The 14,364-nt window shown below is 70.0% G+C and carries 13 protein-coding genes; 6 read left to right on the forward strand and 7 right to left on the reverse strand.

Translation table 11 applies throughout. The features are described from left to right. Positions 1 to 83: 83 nt before the first annotated feature. Positions 84 to 1,247 (forward strand): alanine--tRNA ligase-related protein, encoded by a 1,164-nt coding sequence (locus ACQPYZ_RS13610; protein ID WP_433168021.1) that lies wholly within the window; start codon positions 84 to 86, stop codon positions 1,245 to 1,247. Between the two features lie 21 nt (positions 1,248 to 1,268). On the opposite strand, the gene ACQPYZ_RS13615 is transcribed toward ACQPYZ_RS13610, so the two are convergent. Genes ACQPYZ_RS13615 through ACQPYZ_RS13625 form a run of 3 tightly spaced genes read right to left on the reverse strand, consistent with a single transcriptional unit; the run spans position 1,269 to position 3,936 of the window. After that, positions 1,269 to 2,237: an EamA family transporter gene (locus ACQPYZ_RS13615; RefSeq protein WP_433168023.1), complete on the reverse strand. Its 969-nt coding sequence runs from the start codon at positions 2,235 to 2,237 to the stop codon at positions 1,269 to 1,271. A 56-nt stretch (positions 2,238 to 2,293) separates the two neighbouring features. Next, positions 2,294 to 2,932, reverse strand: coding sequence for a hypothetical protein (locus ACQPYZ_RS13620; protein WP_433168025.1), 639 nt, complete (start codon positions 2,930 to 2,932; stop codon positions 2,294 to 2,296). Between the two features lie 26 nt (positions 2,933 to 2,958). After that, on the reverse strand, positions 2,959 to 3,936 hold the full coding sequence (locus ACQPYZ_RS13625; RefSeq protein ID WP_433168027.1) for a DUF5937 family protein: 978 nt from the start codon (positions 3,934 to 3,936) through the stop codon (positions 2,959 to 2,961). Positions 3,937 to 4,003: 67 nt separating this feature from the next. On the opposite strand from ACQPYZ_RS13625, the gene ACQPYZ_RS13630 reads away from it, so the two are divergent. After that, positions 4,004 to 5,224 carry an MFS transporter gene (locus ACQPYZ_RS13630; protein ID WP_433168029.1) on the forward strand — a complete coding sequence of 407 codons (1,221 nt, stop codon included), beginning with the start codon at positions 4,004 to 4,006 and terminating at the stop codon, positions 5,222 to 5,224. Here ACQPYZ_RS13630 and ACQPYZ_RS13635 read toward each other — a convergent pair. Further along, on the reverse strand, positions 5,173 to 6,192 hold the full coding sequence (locus ACQPYZ_RS13635; protein ID WP_433168031.1) for a LacI family DNA-binding transcriptional regulator: 1,020 nt from the start codon (positions 6,190 to 6,192) through the stop codon (positions 5,173 to 5,175). The genes ACQPYZ_RS13630 and ACQPYZ_RS13635 overlap by 52 nt on opposite strands. A gap of 14 nt (positions 6,193 to 6,206) precedes the next feature. Then, positions 6,207 to 7,943 (reverse strand): glycoside hydrolase family 36 protein, encoded by a 1,737-nt coding sequence (locus tag ACQPYZ_RS13640; RefSeq protein WP_433168033.1) that lies wholly within the window; start codon positions 7,941 to 7,943, stop codon positions 6,207 to 6,209. A 102-nt stretch (positions 7,944 to 8,045) separates the two neighbouring features. On the opposite strand from ACQPYZ_RS13640, the gene ACQPYZ_RS13645 reads away from it, so the two are divergent. The 4 genes from ACQPYZ_RS13645 to ACQPYZ_RS13660 are packed head-to-tail and all read left to right on the forward strand — an operon-like array spanning position 8,046 to position 12,476. After that, positions 8,046 to 9,284: a hypothetical protein gene (locus ACQPYZ_RS13645; RefSeq protein ID WP_433168035.1), complete on the forward strand. Its 1,239-nt coding sequence runs from the start codon at positions 8,046 to 8,048 to the stop codon at positions 9,282 to 9,284. Next, entirely contained in the window at positions 9,281 to 10,534 is a 1,254-nt protein-coding gene (locus ACQPYZ_RS13650) for an extracellular solute-binding protein (protein ID WP_433168036.1), read from the forward strand. Before ACQPYZ_RS13645 ends, ACQPYZ_RS13650 begins: the two co-directional genes overlap by 4 nt. Before the next feature lie 8 nt (positions 10,535 to 10,542). Next, the gene (locus ACQPYZ_RS13655; protein WP_433168037.1) at positions 10,543 to 11,592 is read left to right on the forward strand and encodes a carbohydrate ABC transporter permease; all 1,050 of its coding nucleotides are present in this window, start codon (positions 10,543 to 10,545) and stop codon (positions 11,590 to 11,592) included. Continuing rightward, a complete protein-coding gene (locus ACQPYZ_RS13660) occupies positions 11,592 to 12,476 on the forward strand; it encodes a carbohydrate ABC transporter permease (RefSeq protein WP_433168039.1) in 885 nt (294 codons plus the stop codon). The genes ACQPYZ_RS13655 and ACQPYZ_RS13660 overlap by 1 nt, the downstream gene beginning before the upstream one ends. Here the strand turns inward: ACQPYZ_RS13660 and ACQPYZ_RS13665 are convergent, their stop codons facing one another. Beyond that, positions 12,477 to 13,115, reverse strand: coding sequence for a response regulator (locus ACQPYZ_RS13665; protein WP_433168041.1), 639 nt, complete (start codon positions 13,113 to 13,115; stop codon positions 12,477 to 12,479). After that, positions 13,105 to 14,343: a sensor histidine kinase gene (locus ACQPYZ_RS13670; RefSeq protein ID WP_433168043.1), complete on the reverse strand. Its 1,239-nt coding sequence runs from the start codon at positions 14,341 to 14,343 to the stop codon at positions 13,105 to 13,107. The genes ACQPYZ_RS13665 and ACQPYZ_RS13670 overlap by 11 nt, the downstream gene beginning before the upstream one ends. Positions 14,344 to 14,364: the final 21 nt, after the last annotated feature.

Raw genomic sequence — 14,364 nt, forward strand, 5'->3', positions numbered from 1 at the left:
ACCGGAAACGGTCCGCCGGTGGTGTCGTCTCCGAAGCCCCGGTGCTCTGGTTTCCGGTCCCTTGAACGACAAGGACCAGGATCATGACCATCAGCAGGACCTTCATCGACTACTTCCTCGACCGCGGCCACGTCCCGACGACCGGGTCCACGCTCATCCCGCGGCTCGGTGATCCGGTGCTCTTCACGACCTCCGGGATGCATCCACTCACGCCGTACCTGGAAGGGGAACCCCATCCCCTGGGGCGCAGACTCGTGGGCATCCAGCGATGCCTGCGGACCACCGACCTCGACGAGGTGGGGGACCCGACCCACCTGACCGTGTTCGAGATGCTCGGCTCGTGGTCGCTCGGCGACTACGGCAGCGAGCAGACGCTGCGCTGGGGTTTCGAGCTGCTCACCCAGGGCTTCGGCCTCGACCCGCGGAACCTGTACGTGACCGTGTTCGGCGGTGACGACCAGGTCCCGCTGGACCAGGAGTCGCTGCGGACCTGGCAGCAGCTCGGCCTGCCGATCGAGCTGACCACCGAGGACAACTGGTGGTCGAACGGCCCGACCGGTCCGTGCGGCCCGGACTCGGAGATCTTCGTCTGGACCGGCGAGGGCGACCCGGAGGGTACGCCGGGCACGGACAAGCGCTGGGTCGAGGTCTGGAACCACGTGATGATGCGCTACCGGCGGCTCGACGACGGCTCGTTGAAGCCGCTCGAGCAGCAGAACATCGACACCGGGCTCGGGCTCGAGCGGCTGACCATGCTGCTGGAGGGCAAGGACTCGGTGTACGAGACCTCGCTGTTCGAGCCGTGGATGCGGATCGTGCCGGAGCTGTGGCGGCTGGACGAGCAGTCGCAGCGGATCGTCATCGACCACCTGCGGTCCAGCATCGTGATCGTCGGCGACGGCGTGCACCCGTCGAACACCGGCCGCGGGTACGTCCTGCGCCGGCTGATCCGCCGGGTGCTGACCATCCTCTGGCGCGACGACGACTCCCGGACGCTGTCCGACCTGCCGATGGAGCTGTTCGAGCACACGCTCAAGCACTTCCACCAGGGCGAGACGGTCACGCTGGTCCGCCGGATCCTGATCGACGAGGAGATCCGGTTCAGCAACCTGCTCGACCGCGGCCGCAAGGTGCTCAGCCACGAGCGTTTCCACAAGTCCCTCGACGACACCGACTACGAGTACCTGCACGAGACCCACGGGCTGCCCCGGGAGTTGGTCGACTCCCTCCTGCAGCCCACGGCCTGAGCCGACGTACGCCGGGCCCGGTCAGACGCCGGCCGGGTCCAGGGTGCGTGGGGTGTCGGAGTCGGGGATCTCCGGTGGGGCGACCTTGCCGACGGAGAACTGGGCGACGAAGGCGCCGGCCAGGACGATCACGCCGCCGAGGATCTGGTTGGTGCGCAGGGTCTCGTTCAGCAGGATCCAAGCGAAGATGCTGGCGGCAACGACCTCGACGTACGCGACCGCACCACCGACCGCGGCGGACAGCCGTTGGACGGCGGCGGCACCGGCGAGGTAGGCGACCACCGTACTGACGACGATCAGCCAGCCGGCCAGCACCCAGCCGGGCGCCGAGCGGTCGCCGATCGCGATCGTCTCGACCAGCGCGTGCCACGGGACGCCCCAGGGCGCGGAGATCGCGGTCAGCACGACCGCGCCGACCACGCTTCCGGCCGCCGTCATCACCAGCGGGTCCGCGGCGCCGGTCAGCTTGTCGATCAGGATGAAGTACGTCGCCTGGCACGCGGCCGCACCGAGTCCGGCGAGCAGGCCGACCAGGTCGAGCTTGAGCCCGGACCAGATCTCCACGACCGTCGCGAGCCCGATCAGCGCGATCCCGACCCCGACCGCCGCGGTCCGCGGTACGGCGACCTTCTGCCCGAACTTCAGCCACGCGACCACCAGCACCGGGCCGGTGAACTCGAGCATCAGCGCGACCCCGACCGGCAGCCGGCTGGCCGCGATGAAGAACAGCGTCTGACAGCCGGCGATCCCGGTCAGGCCGTACATCACCAGGGCCCGCCAGGACGTCCGGGCGGCGCGCAGGCCGGCGACCCCGCGGAAGATCAGCACGAGCGGGACGAGCAGCGCCGCGGCGCCGAGGATCCGCAGCCAGGCCGCCTGTTCGGGCGTGAACCCGGCCCCGATCAGCGCCTTCGCGAACGGTCCCGAACCACCGAACGTGACCGCCGAGAACACGGCGAAACCGAGCCCGACCGACTTCGTGCTGTACATGGGCATAACACTCTCACGCTCATTACATGGCTGTCGAGTGGCTTCTCGGCAGGCGGTCAGAGCACGTTCACCGCGCGCGCCGCGACCACCGCGACGGTGAGCAGCGAGATCGCCGACTGGATCCCCATCAGCGTCTTCACCCGCGCGGTCAGCGGCATGGTGTCGGTCGGGCTGAAGGCGGTCGCGGCGGTGAAGGCGACGAACAGGTAGTCGGTGAACCCCGGCAGCCAGCGCTCCCAGCCCGGCAGGTCGACGGTCATCTGCGGGAAGAGCAGGTCGGCCCGCTCGGGCTTGCGCTCGTGCTCGGGTGCCCGGGCGAACGGCCCGCCGCGGTCGACCTCCCAGTACCAGACCGCGAAGGCGACCACGTTGGTCACCCAGATCAGCAGCGCCGCCTTCACCAGCACCGTGCCGTCGTTCGCGTCGCCGGAACCCAGGAAGAAGATCAGTCCGCCGAGGTACAGGCCGTTGACCAGCACCAGCACGCCGAGCAGCACCAACTCGACCCACCGCAACCAGGGCTCGTCCCGGCGCAGGTGGAACGGGTTCGCCCAGACCAGGGGCACCAGCAGGGCAGCGCCGAGCGTGGGCAGGATCCACCGCGGCAGCATGGCGATCTCGGTCGGTACGACGAGTTGCAGGACGAGGACCGCGACGACCGCCAGCGAAGCCGGCCACCTCCGGATGTGGGTCACCAGAGCATTCTGACCCCGGCGAGCCCTCAGCCGACGGAGGCGTCGACCACCGCCTGTCCGACCTCGGTACGCCGGTAGTGCACCTGATGGCCCGTACGACGCCGGGTCGCCAACCCGGCTCCGTGCAAGGCGGCCAGGTGCTCGGCGACTGTGGCCAGGGCCAGCCCGTACTGCTCGGCGAGCGCACTGGTCGTGGCCGGCGGGTCCAAGGCGACCAGCAGGGTCGCGCGGGTACGACCGAGCAGACGGGCCAGCGGGTCCGGGGGAGCGGGTGCGTCGGACCACAGCCGGGCCGCGCCGCGGGCCGGGTAGACGACCGTCGGCTGGTAGGTCGGGTCGACCACCATGACCAGGTAGGGCCAGGCGAAGACGCCCGGCACGAGCAGGAGTCCCTGACCGGTGAGGTCGCGGCCCGGCTCGCGGTACCGGGTGGCGATCAGGCGGTCGTCCTCCCAGGTCAGTGTCGGGTGCAGGTCGTCGAACAGCGCGGCCAGCCCGCCGTCGGTGAGTTGCTGCCCGCGGTAGGCGATGTCGTCCTCGAGCACCCGGCTGATCAGCGGCCAGTCCGGCTGGATCAGCGTGGTCCAGGCGCTCTCGATCTCGACCGCGAGTCGCTCGCGGGTGCCGGGCAGGTCGGTCAGCATCCGGTCGATCTCGGCCGCACCGGGGTTGCCGAGCTCGTCGCGGGACCGGATCAGCTCGGTCCGCACCCGCTCGAGCGGTGTACTGCGGACCCGGGCGATCTCGGTCGCGAACTTCGCCCTGGACGCCTTCGGCGGTGGGGTGAGGAAGTCCGGCGTGAAGCCGACGCGTGGTTGCAGTGCCTTCAGTCCGCGCAGGTCCAGCGTGGCGGCCGCTGCCGCCTTGGCCGCGACCCAGGGCGAGTACAGCGGCCGGTGCCTCGACCCGTGCAGCACGCGCACCGCCGACATGGTCTCCCACAGCGGCGACGCCCCGAACCGGCAGCGCAGCGTGTCGCCCTGGGTGAACCGCAGTACGGTCATCGCCCGGAACTTTCGGTCACAACCAAAACTCTACGCCCGCGACGTCGTGACCCGGCAGGCTCGGCCCGTGACCACCAGGCGCTCGGCAGGCTACGCGGCCGTCCTGGCCGTGCCCGGAATGCGGAGCATCTTCGTCGCGCACACGGTCTCGATGGCCGGGACCGTCGCGGCCCAGGTGGCGTTGTCGATCCTGGTGTTCGAGCGGACCGGGTCGCCTCTGCTGTCGGCCTTGGTGCTGGTGTGCTCGTTCCTGCCGTACGCACTCGGTGGGGTCGTCCTGTCCTCGATCGCCGACCGTTTCCCCGCGCGCCGGGTGCTGGTGGTGTGCGACCTGCTCAGCGCGTTCTGCATCGCCCTGATGCTGATCCCGGGCCTGCCGGTCGGCGCGCTGCTCGGCCTGCTGCTCCTGACCGGCATCATCGCCCCGATCTTCGCCGGGGCCCGCGCCGCCAGCCTCGCGCACCTGTTGCCGACGGACCTCTTCCCGGTCGGCCGCTCGTTGCTCCGGGCAATCAGCCAGGTGACCGTGCTCACCGGGTTCGCGCTGGGGGCGATCGCCGTCGCCGCGATCGGCCCGGTCTGGCTGCTCGCCCTGGACGTGGTCACCTTCGCCCTGTCCGCGCTGCTGATCGGCATCGGTACGCCGTACACGCCGCCGGGGGAGCGGCAGCGGAACACGGTCAGCGACTCGTTGACCGGGCTTCGCTACCTGTTCACGACCCGGCGGCTGCGGACCCTCATCCTGCTCACCTGGGTCGCGCCCGCCTTCTCGTCCGTGCCTGACGGGCTGGCGGTCGCCTACACGGCCCAGACCGGCGCTGTGGCCGCCTCCGCGGGCGCACTGTTCACCGGCTACGCGGCCGGCACTGTACTCGGCGAGCTCGTCGTCGCACGGTTTACCCCTTCCGTGCGGCGACGGCTCGTCGTCCCACTCCTGATCGCCAGTCAGGTGCCGGCGATCGCCTTCCTGGCAACGCCTCCCGTCGCGGTGGCGGCCGTCCTGCTGGCCGTCTCCGGTGCCGGGTACGCGTTCAATCAGGCGATCGACCCGATGATCCTCGCGGCCGCCGACCCGGCGTACCGAGGCCGGCTGTTCACCGTGCAGACCAGCGGCTTGATGGCGATCCAAGGCCTGAGCATCGCGCTCGCCGGGCTCATAGGCACGTTCGTGCGACCGCACCTGACCATCGCCTGCTCCGGCATCCTTGGTACGACGATCGTCCTGCTGATCGCCCGTCAGGCACTCGAGCGGACGACGAGCGGAGCCGTGACCAGTCGACCCGGCTGATCGGGATCACCGTTGATCTCCCGCAAGGCGCGCTCGAACAAGCAGGACGCGATGTCGCGGAGCGGTATCCGGGCCGTCGTCAACGGTGTGTCGAGCATCCCGGCGAACGGGAAGTCGTTGAACCCCGTGACCGCGACGTCCTGGCCGACCTTCACCCCGTTGCGCTGCAACGCGCGCATCGCGACCACGGCGTACGCGTCGTTGTCGGCCACGAACACGTCCGGCCGGTCCGGCCGGCCGAGCACCTCCTCGACGTACGCCGACACCTGCTCGAGCGAGCCGAACGACTCCACCGTCACCGGCGACGCGAACTCCTGCCGGAAGCCGTCCTGCCGCTGGTGGACCCACGGCAACGGGCTGTCGGTGGCGAGGTACGCCGCCTTCGTCCGGCCGGTCGCGTCCAGGTGACGGGCGATCCCGGCCATCGAGGTCTCGTTGTCCACGTCGACCCAGCACTGCCGGTGCTGCGGCCCGGTCCGCCCGAAGGCGACGAACGGGAACGGCCGCCGGCTGAGGAACTCGATCCGCTCGTCGTGCGGCATCGTCTCCAGGACGACGATCGCGTCCACCTGCCGGGCCGCGATCAGCTTCTCGTACAGGGCGATCTCGGTCGCGCCCTCGGTCGGCGTGGTGACGTGCACGCCGTACCCGGACCGCGCCGCGGACTTCACCAGCCCGCCCATCAGACCGTGCAGGAAGCCGCCGAGACCCGGGTTCTGGTCGCTGAACGCGTCGTCCTCGAGGTACAGCGGCAGGCCGATCACCTGGCTGCGGCCGGACGACAACGCCCGCGCCGCGTGGTTCGGGGTGTAGCCGAGCTCCTCGATCGCGGCCCGCACCGTCCGCACCGTCGGCTCACTGACCCGGTGCGGTGCGTTCAGCACGTTCGACACCGTCATCGCCGACACCCCGGCCCGCCGGGCCACGTCCGCGACCGTCGTCCGCCGTGGTTTCCGCTGCTCGGCCAACCCAGCCCCCTCCGTCAGTTCCGCACGATCCGCGCCAGACCGGCCACGGGTACGTCGATCGCCCACAGCTCCGGTGCCGTCGACGTCCCCCGGTAGACCTCGGCACCCGAGCAGTCCGACACTACGAGGTCGACCGGTCCAGACCCGGCTCCTTCGACCAGGATGCGCGGTTCGCTCCCGCCGTTCACCACGACCACCGACCGGTCGGCCGCACTCAAGCGCACGACCTGGTCGGCGTACACGGCGACCACGGTCTCCGCCCCGACGGCCCGCACCTGCGTGTACCGCGCGTCCGGCCGCATCGGCGTCAGTACGCCGCCCAGCAACACGTCGGCGTGGTCCCGCAGGAACCCGAGCCAGAACCGGACGACGGCCTGGTGCTCCGGTGAGAGCTCATCCAGCTCCATCGAGACCTGCGGCGTACTGAACATCGCACCGATGAACTGCTGGGCGACCGTCTCCGGCGCGGCCGACGGATGCCACATCAGCATGTCCGAGTGCACCGCCCGATCGCCGGCCAGCAGCCGCGCGTCGACCGTGCGCACCCGGTTCTCCACCGGGTCCATGGCGCAGTCGCCGGCCCGCAGGAACGTGCCGAACTGCCACAGCCGCGGGTTCACGTAGTCCTGCCGGAACTCGATCAGTAGCTCCGGCCGCAACCTGCGCACCTCGGACGTGATCGCCCGCAGCACGAGCTCGACGCCTTCGTCGATCGACGAGCAGTCGCCCTCGGGAGCCGGTGGCGGCGACGACCAGGCCCATGTGTCCAGGAAGTCGAGTTTCAGTCCGTCGACACCCCAGTCGCGCACCGGCCGGACGCAGCTCTCGACGATGTGCTCACGGACCTCGGGGTAGCGCGGGTCCAGCACCGAGGCGCTAAGGCCGTCGACGTACCCGAGCGTCCGGTCCTGCAGTCGGTCCCAGGCCTTGGAGTGCGCACCGATCAACGGCGGCGCGATCCACAGCACGTAGTCGAGGCCGAGGTCGTGCACCCGGCGGACGTGCCCGGCCATGTCGGGGAACGTCCGGCTGGTCGGCTCCCAGTCGCCGCAGTGCGCGTAGCCACGGGCGGTGTCGTCGGTCTGCCAGCCGTCGTCGACGATCACCGCGGCACAGCCGTACGACGCGCCGACGCGGGCGTGTCGTTCGACCGACTCGGCGGACACGTGCTGGTGGTCGCTGTACCAGGTCGAGTACATCGCCCGCCGGGCGACTGCGGGGACCGGCGCGATCCGGTCACCCAGCTCGGTCGTCCACTCGTCGGTCACCGCCCGGAGGGAGTCGGCGAAGTGCAGGTCGCGGACGTCGATCCGCAGGCTGAAGCGCCGGACGCCGTCGGTCTGCTCGATGTCGTCGACCGCCAGCTGGACGAGTTGCTCGGCGCCTTCCTCGTTGACGCCGATCGCGAAGTCGCACCCACGGACCGATGCCGACAGCGCGACCGTGAGCAGACTCCGGTCCCGGGCGTCGACCAGGCTCGCGACCGGCGCCGACCGGACCGACCGGATGTCGCGGTGCGAACCCCAGTCGGTCGGGAGCTCGCGCTGGGATCCCTGCGTCGCCCGCCACAACGTCACCGCGGTGTCGGCCGGCCAGGTCCACCGGATCGTCACGGTGTCGTCGGCGGCCAGCACGTCGTACCGGAGTACGCCGGGCTCGGCCACCGGCCGCGGGGTGACCGAACGGGCGCCGGAGACCTCGGCAGTCCGGATCGTGCGGCCGTCGGGAGAGCGGATCTCGAAAGTCGTCACGTGCTGGACTATAGCGGTAAAACACGACCGGCTGAAGGTATTGACGGAATTGCCGGGCGCTTCTAGTTTTAGCGCTAATATCCGATTCTCCGAGGAGTCGCCGTGCTGGCTCTGAGCTCTGACAACCCGGTCGTCGAGGACGCCTTCGGCTGGGCCCGGAAGCGGGCCCTGGACTGGGTGCAGACCGGCGCCGCGCCGGGCAACCTGCCGTCGTACTGGGCCGGTTACCCGTCCCGGGCGATGTTCTACTCGCGCGACGTCTGCCACCAGGCGACCGGAGCGCACCTGCTCGGCCTGGACGCGGAGAACTTCGCGATGTTCCGGCACTTCGCCCGCTCGGCGACGCCGGCACGGAAGTGGTACCCGCTGTGGGCGTTCCACTTCGACGGGCGCATCGCCGCGCTCGACTACCACCACGACGAGCACTTCGTCCGGGAGATCCCCGCGGTGTTCGACCTGACCTACCGGGCGCTGGAACAGTACGACTGGACCGGCGACCGCCGATGGCTCGACGACCCCGACCTGGCGGCCTACTACCGGCACTCGGTCGGTGAGTTCGTCGACGCCCACGACGCCGACGGCGACGGCGTCCCGGAGGCGTCCGGCACCGGCGACATCTTCGTCGGCACGGCCACCTACAACGAGCGGGAGGCACCGCTCGTGGTCGCCGGCGACGGGCTCGCGCTGCAGTACGCCGTACTCCGCAAACTCGGCCGGCACGACGAGGCCGGGCGGATCCAGGCCAGGTTCCTGGACGACTGGTGGAACGGCGAGTGGTTCGCGCGCGGACGGACGAAGGACGGGCTCGACTTCGGCTGGGGGCTGGAGTCGCACTGGTTCGTTCCCCTGTTCGGCCTGAGCGGGACCGGCGAGCGCAACGAACGGTTCCTCGACTACCTGGAGAAGCGACTCGACGAGCAGCCGCCGGAGAACATCGAGGCGTTCAGCTACCTGCCCGAGGTGTTCTTCCGGCACCGCCGCGACGAGTCGGCCTGGCGCTGGATCCGGCACCTGATCGACAGCCGCGACGACTACCCGGAGGTCTCCTTCACCGTCGTCCAGCACCTGGTGGCCGGCCTGCTCGGCCTGGTCCCGGATGCGGCGGCGGCCTCCCTGATCGTCGACTCCCACCTGCCGGCCGCCATCGGCCGGTTGACCGCGGACCACGTCCGGGTCGGGGAGTGGGACCTCCGCATCAGCCAGGAAGCCCGGCACACGACCGAGATCACCGTGCACAGCGGCCCCGGACCGCTGACGGTGACTGTCGGCGCGACCGGGCCGCACATCCTCGAACCCGGTCGGACCGCCCGGGTCAGCACTCAGAGCAAGGACAACTCATGAAGCTTCCCACCCGCCTGATCCCGGTGCTGGCCGCCGTCTCGCTGGCCGCGGGCTGCGCCACCGGCAGTCCGCCGGCCGCCAACAACGGCGGCAACGACGACACCGCCGACATCAGCTTCTCGTTCTGGGGCACGAACTCCGAGGCGGCCGCGCTGAAGGCGATCGCGGCCGCGTTCGAGCAGGCGAACCCCGGCACCAAGGTGACCACGAACTGGATCCAGTCCGACTACGAGCAGAAGCTGCAGACCTCGATCGCGGCCGGCACCCAGTCGACCGTGATCGAGATCAGCAACACCAGCCTGGCCGGGTTCGCACCCAGCTTCGCCGAGCAGCAGGTGGACGCCGGCACGTTCGTCCAGCCGAACATCTCCGAGTCGCTGAAGTACGACGGCAAGTACTACGCGACGCCGTTCACCGCCAAGCCGAAGGTGATGGCGATCAACGTGGACGCGTTCAAGGCCGCCGGCATCCCGTTGCCCAGCGCAACCACGCCGCTGACCCTGGACGAGTACCGGGCGATCGCGGCCAAGCTGTCCCGCGGTGAGGGCAAGAACCGGGTGTACGGCGCGAGCAACCTGTGGTTCAAGGGCTGGCTGACCGCGGCCGGCGGCGGGTTCTACAACGCCGACGCGACCGCGTGCACGTTCGGCGACGCGCAGGGCCTCGAGACCGCGCGGTACATCGTCGGCATGCAGCAGGACCGCTACGCACCGACCGCACTCGACATCCAGGGCCAGGACCAGGCGCAGTGGTTCGCGGCCGGCCGGCTGGCGACGTTCAGCGACTTCGGGCCGTGGACGATCGCGGACTTCGCCAAGTTCAGCAAGCCGAACTGGACGCTGGTCCCGGTGCCGGGGAAGGGATTCCCGATGGAGGTCGGCGGGCTGGCGATCTCGAAGACCGCGAGTGGCAAGCAGCTGGAGACCGCGAAGAAGTTCGTCGCGTTCGCCAGCTCGGACCCGAAGGCGCAGGACCAGCTGATCCAGGGCAACACCGCGCTCGGCGTACCGATCGTCGAGGAGTCGACCGGGACGCTGGAGAAGGTGCTCCCGGCCGAGCGGAACCTGGCCGCGTTCACCACCGCGATGAAGACCGGGCTGGTCAGCCCGTCGGTGCCGCGGGAGGCGCAGATCTCCGGGGACGCCGACAAGGGCATCACCAGCTACACGCCGCTCGGCAGCGGCAAGGAGGACGTGGCGAAGATCCTGCCCGGGCTGAACGACAAGTGCACCGCCGCACTGAAGCAGTGAGGTAGGCGATGAACCCGACCATCGGCTGGATCCGGAGCCTCGCGGAGTCCTGGAGCGTCCCCGCCGTACTCGTGCCGCTGGTCCCGTTCCTGCTCCTGCTGATCGCCCTGTACGCCGTCATCGGTCTGGCGGCGTACGGGGCGAAGCGGAAGTGGCCGCGGGCCGACCGGACGATCGCGTTCTGGCTGTTCATCTCGCCCTGGCTGATCGGCTTCTGCGTCTTCACGGTCGGCCCGATGCTGTCGTCCCTCTACGTCAGCCTGACCTCGTGGGACCTGATCACGCCGCCGCAGTACGTCGGCCTGGCCAACTACACCGAGGCGTTCCAGGATCCGCGGGTCGCGCAGGCGCTCAAGGTGACCCTGCTGTACGCCGTGATCAGCGTGCCGCTGCAGACCGCGCTGGCGTTCGCGGTGGCGCTGCTGCTGAACGCGGACCTGCCCGGGATGCGGTTCTTCCGGACCATCTGGTACCTGCCGAGCCTGGTGTCCGGGGTGGCCCAGATGGTGCTGTTCCTCTGGGTGTTCAACCCGCAGTACGGGCTGGCGAACGACGTCCTCGGGAAGGTCGGGATCGAGGGGCCCGGGTGGTTCAACGACCCGTCGTGGGCGCTGACGACAGTGATCCTGATGAGCCTGTGGACGGTCGGCGGGGCGATGGTGATCTACCTGGCCGGGCTGAAGGACGTGCCGGCCAACCTGCACGAGGCCGCGGCGCTCGACGGCGCCGGACCGCTGCGGGCGTTCTGGCACGTCACGTTGCCGCAGTTGTCGCCGATCATCCTGTTCAACGCGCTCACCGGGATCATCGGCGCCCTGCAGATCTTCACCCAGGGCTTCATCGCGAACGGCGGCCCGAAGGACTCGCTGCTGTTCTTCGTCTACTACCTGTACGACAACGCCTTCCAGAACTTCCGGATGGGCTACGCGTCCGCGCTGGCCTGGATCCTGTTCGTGGTCATCCTGGCGCTGACCGCGGTCACCCTGCGCGGGAGTGCCTTCGCCGTGTACTACGAGACCGAACTGACCGGGAGCCGCCGATCGAGGAGGAAGAAGTAATGGCAGTCCTGGCCGAGGCCCGTCCGGTCGCCACCGCGTTCCGCACCGACCGGCCGTTCTGGCGCCGCAACCTCTCCCTCACGATCGTCCTGTACGTCGTCCTGGTGCTCGGGTCGATCGCCTTCGTGTACCCGTTCCTGTGGATGATCGCGACCTCGCTGCGGTCCCTGGCCGGGGTGGGCAGCTCGGGCGCGAGCGTGTGGCCGCGGGAGTTCCTCTGGGACAACTACATCCGCGCGGTCACGTCGTTCCCGTTCTGGCGGTACGCGCTGAACTCGGTGCTGACCACCCTGATCCCGATCGCCGGCACGGTGTTCTCGTGCGCGCTGGCCGGGTTCGCGTTCGCCCGGCTGCGGGTGCGGTTCTCCGGGGTGGTGTTCGCCGTCGTCCTGGCGACCATGCTGCTGCCGGGGGAGGTGACGATGGTGCCGCAGTTCATGCTGTTCAACAACCTCGGCATGATCGACACGCTCTACCCGTTGATCCTGCCGGCGTTCTTCGGGTCGCCGTTCTACATCTTCCTGTTCCGGCAGTTCTTCGCCCGGATGCCGTCCGAGTTGGCCGACGCCGCCGTCGTCGACGGGTGCGGCTGGTTCCGGACCTTCTGGCTGGTCTACCTGCCGCTGGCGCGGCCGGCCATCGTCGCGGTCTCGATCCTGCTGTTCATGGGCTACTGGAACAACTTCCTCGGCCCGGCGATCTACATCAACTCCGACGAGTGGAAGACGCTGCCGCTCGCACTGGCCGGCTTCCAGTCCGTCAACGGCACCGACACTCCGTTGCTGATGGCAACCTCAGTGCTGATCACGCTGCCCTGCCTGGTCGTCTTCTTCCTCGCGCAGAAACAGCTGACGAACGGCATCACGTTCACCGGCGGCAAGTAGTCACTCGGTGCCGAGGATGCCCTGCTCGTAGCCCTTGGCGACCGCCGCCGCCCGGTCGTTGACGCCGAGCTTGGTGAACAGGTGGCTGAGGTGCGTCTTCACCGTGGCCTCGCTGATGAAGAGCTCGCGGGCGATGTCCCGGTTGGAGGTGCCCTTGGCGACCAGTGCGAGGACTTCGCGCTCACGAGCCGCCAGCGGGCTCGGTGCCGGCGTCCGGACGGCGGTCACCAGCCGGGAGGCGACCGCGGGGGAGAGGACCGTCCGCCCGGCCGCCGCCTCCCGGACCGCGGTGAACAGCTCGGCCTGCGGGGCGTCCTTCAGGAGGTAGCCGGTGGCGCCCGCCTCGATCGCGGGCAGGGTGTCGGTGTCGGTGTCCCAGGTAGTCAACACGAGCACCTTCGCGCGGGCGCCGCGACGGGCCAGCTCGGTGATCGCGTCGAGCCCGCCGCCACCCGGCATCCGCAGGTCCATCAGGATCACGTCCGGGTCGAGCTCGGTCGCCAGCTCGACCGCCTCGACGCCGTTGGACGCCTCGGCGAGCACGGTGAAGCCGGGTGCGGACTCGAACATGCCGCGCAGGCCGTTCCGCACGACCGGGTGGTCGTCGACGAGAAGCAGGGAGATCGGGTCAGCGCTCATCGAGCACCAACGGTACGCGAGCGGACAGCGCCGTACCGGAGCCCGGCTCGGACTCGACGGTGAGGGAGCCGGCGATGCGCTCGGCGCGGGCGCGCATCCCGTCCAGGCCGAAGCCGCCGGCGCCGGTGCGCGCGGGCGGGGTCATCGGGTCGAATCCCTTGCCGTCGTCGCGGATGTCCAAGGTGACCTCGCAGTCCATGAAGGTGAGGGTGACGCCGACGCGGGTGGCCGCCGCGTGCTTGGCGACGTTCGCCAGCGCCTCCTGGGTGATCCGCAGCAGCGTCGCCGAGACCTCGCCGTGCAGGTGGTGCGTCGTGCCGGTGACGGTGAAGTCGGCACGTACGCCGGTCCGCTCGGCCCACTGGTCGACCGTCTTGTGCATCGCCTCGGGCAGACCGTCGGACGACAGGCCGATCGGGGCGAGGTTCTGCACCGAACGACGGGCCTCGCCGAGGCTGTGCCGGGCGAGCTCGGTCGCGCGGTGCACGTGTTCCTTGGCGGTCGCCGGATCGGACGCGTTCGTGACCACCTGGAGCTGGGCGATGATGCCGGTCAGGCCTTGCGCGATCGTGTCGTGGATCTCGGCGGCCAGGCGGCGGCGCTCGTCGGCGACGCCCGCCTCCCTGGCCTGTACCAGGAGCTGGGCATGCAGCGCGGCGTTCTCCTCGTGCGCCTGCCGGAGCTCCGCGATGGTCGCCGCTCGGGCCCGCGAGCGCTCCTCCTCCTGCTCGGCGAAGTGGTTGAGGACCGACAGCATCACGTTGTTGGCGACCAGGAGACCGGCGAACACGACCCAGCGCATCGAGTCCTCGACCGGGATACCGCTGGTCTGTGCACCCGCGATCGGGATGGAACAGGCGAACAGGGCGAACCGCCGCCAGCGCCGGCCGCGGATCAGTTCGTCGGCGTCGAAGTACCCGGCGACCGCGTAGAAGGCGAAGAAGCCGTTCCCGAGGGTCAGTACGAAGCCGATCACCCAGCGCACGGCGTAGTACGCGGCGGACAGGCGGTTCGGACCCGGGCGGGTGCGTTCGGTCCAGGTCCACCCCAGCTGGAGCAGGAGCGCCGCGACGACCAACGAGGCGACCACGATCCGCACCGGCCGCGACGGCATGATCAGGTCGGCCGTCGCGACGGCCAGGAAGGTGCCGACGCCGAGGAGCCCGTACGGCATCCACCGGCGGAACGCGTCCCGCCGCCGTTCGAGGTCCGAGTCCGCCGTCGCCACCCACCCAGTCTGCACTGCGAT

It is taken from the genome of Kribbella sp. CA-247076, from assembly GCF_050942445.1.
GTDB lineage: Bacteria > Actinomycetota > Actinomycetes > Propionibacteriales > Kribbellaceae > Kribbella.

What these genes read in the sequence shown, in the direction of transcription:
- ACQPYZ_RS13610 (WP_433168021.1), top strand. Translation starts at nt 84, where the DNA reads ATGACCATCAGCAGGACCTTCATCGACTACTTCCTCGACCGCGGCCAC.
- ACQPYZ_RS13615 (WP_433168023.1), bottom strand. Translation starts at nt 2,237, where the DNA reads ATGTACAGCACGAAGTCGGTCGGGCTCGGTTTCGCCGTGTTCTCGGCG.
- ACQPYZ_RS13625 (WP_433168027.1), bottom strand. Translation starts at nt 3,936, where the DNA reads ATGACCGTACTGCGGTTCACCCAGGGCGACACGCTGCGCTGCCGGTTC.
- ACQPYZ_RS13650 (WP_433168036.1), top strand. Translation starts at nt 9,281, where the DNA reads ATGAAGCTTCCCACCCGCCTGATCCCGGTGCTGGCCGCCGTCTCGCTG.
- ACQPYZ_RS13655 (WP_433168037.1), top strand. Translation starts at nt 10,543, where the DNA reads ATGAACCCGACCATCGGCTGGATCCGGAGCCTCGCGGAGTCCTGGAGC.
- ACQPYZ_RS13660 (WP_433168039.1), top strand. Translation starts at nt 11,592, where the DNA reads ATGGCAGTCCTGGCCGAGGCCCGTCCGGTCGCCACCGCGTTCCGCACC.
- ACQPYZ_RS13665 (WP_433168041.1), bottom strand. Translation starts at nt 13,115, where the DNA reads ATGAGCGCTGACCCGATCTCCCTGCTTCTCGTCGACGACCACCCGGTC.